1 protein-coding gene is annotated in these 2,288 nt (G+C 46.9%); it reads right to left on the reverse strand.

The features are described 5' to 3' along the window. Positions 1-123: 123 nt before the first annotated feature. On the reverse strand, positions 124-2,288 hold a 2,165-nt coding region (mobH, locus tag AC3A8L_RS21310; RefSeq protein ID WP_487964288.1), incomplete at its 5' end, for a MobH family relaxase.

Below are 2,288 nucleotides of genomic sequence, written 5' to 3' on the forward strand. Positions count from 1 at the left end.
AAAATACATCTTAATCCCCTTTTACTCGCTCACAAACCTCCTCAAATGCAACGTTGTTGACGTCAGTGTCCTATTGCATAGAGTTGTAAGCTACACGTATTTTGCCATGGATTCTTTTATGCATTAAGTGCTTTGTGGGATTGTTTTGTGAATATACATATTAGGCTTGGGTATGGGGTATTCGTCACCATAAATTAACGATAAAGGCAAAATTCGCCCCTGTATTATTTTGTGACTTTTTTTACCGACGACCCAATAGGGATGAATATTGAGTCCTTTAGCAGTCCTGATATGATACTTCTTCCGATCAAACTTCTTACTGATAGCACTATGGCTAGACTCAGGCAATCCGTGCTTTAGGCAAAACACCTTAAAAATGCCGGGGGCCAATATAAATACCCCCTCCGGTACGATATGCACTTTAGCCTCATGGTCATTGATGACCATCGTCTTCTCAATAAGGTTGATACGTAGCCAGTTAATGAATTTGGCTGCAATCTGCGGATCTTTCGGGTCTAATCCTTGATACACCGCATGCCCACCTTCAGCACGATTAACGACTGCGCTGATCGGCATCTCGGTTTCACTCACAGATGGAACCAGGGGCTTCGAGGCCGAGGACGTTTCCGGAAACAATTTTGCAGGAGATATTCTCGCAGATTCTATAGAGTCCACAACCTGAAGCTCCAACTGCTCTTCCACCGGCTTCGTTACAGCGTCTGAAACCTCATTTACAGTATCACTCGCAGTTTCTGCCACCTCAGGTTCAGCTTCGGGTTTGCTTGCAGCTTCTAATATTTTCTTTTCAGGTGCAGGTGCAGCTTCAGGCGTTTTCTTGCCTTCGGCTTTTCTTTCAGCCTCTGGCTCGGGCGGCTGACGCCGTTTATTCGCTGCAGCGAATACCAAGCTTGGCTTTGAAGGGGGATTGTCTTTTTCTTCAGCTGCAGGTGCAGCTCCCTGTGTTTCTTTTTCAGCTTTCGTGCTTGCAGTTTCACTGCGGCCTGAAGCCGCATTATTATTTTCCGCCAATGATATTTTGTTTTCAGCGTCCTCGCTGATTTTATCTGTGCCTACAGCTTCAGCCGCGCTCTGCGCGGCTTGTTTATTTTCAGCTCCGCTGGCCGCTATATTTTCATTTTCAGGTGCTGATGCAACTTCTGCCGGCTTAGCCGGTGCAGACACTTTCCCTAACAGTATCTCACCCGAAAACGGTTTAATTTGACGGGTTGGCACAGTAAGCCTCCGCGCTTCAAATTTTAGGCATGTAAATGCGTGCCTAAACTCGCTACCGACAGCGGTAATTGTCCACACAGCCTTGCCATCAGATGTTGGCAAGGCGTAGCCATGCTCTTGGAGGATGTCATAAATCCTTACCACTTCACGCGGGGTATCATTTATCCCCAATTCGTCACACCTGCTAATGATTTTTTCCGCAAGCGAGCGGCATACAAAATAGATGTGGCCCTCCTGGTCACACCATCCCATCCCACCATTCACATTCATGCGAATTGAACCATCGGCGACCCAGTCGCGAATAAAACCCAAATAACGATCGATAAGCGGCAAAGCACGACTAAAGCGCTTGCTTGGCATAGGAAGCTGTAAGTTCGCACGCGTGGACTCCATATCTGCACGCTCAGCGAGGTCGCCGATAATGCCTGATTCATAACGATCGCCGCGCAAGTGTGCGCAGATTTGCTTCATGAGCTCTGTTTCATTCGCCAACCAAGCCCGCGCCATACGCGGCAAAATATCGAACAGTGTTGGACCGATATAAGTGTGCATGTGGTACTGAACTTTAACGAATTTGATGCTGTAAGACTTCGCATCTGTAAATGCCGTCAACGCTTTATCGTGCGGAGTCCACCAGCGTTGAGTACCATTTTCAAGGTTAAGCTGAATGCGTATCGAGGTGAGTAACTTGCCGATATCATGAAGCAGGCAGCTCGCAAAAACACCATAGGTCCAAAGGTGCTGCTTATGCTCAATCTCACTAATGCTAGCGCCGATCGGTAATTTAATTCCAGATCGCATTTTGAGGGCAAGTGTGATGACCTCATAAGTATGGGTTAACAAGCCACCAGGGCCGCAATGGTGGTGAGACTCTGAAGCTGGGGCTAACTGAATGGATTCAGCATACTGAGAGAATGCCGCTTTAATTAAGTGATCAAAAACATTCGAATCGAGTCCAACTAATGATCGCCACTCATGTAGCTCAGGATTTATCGATAACCGCTGACAAAGATCATCGTATTTGAGGATCGGTAATGCCGATATATCAAGTGTCA

Source organism: Marinagarivorans sp., assembly GCF_982758155.1.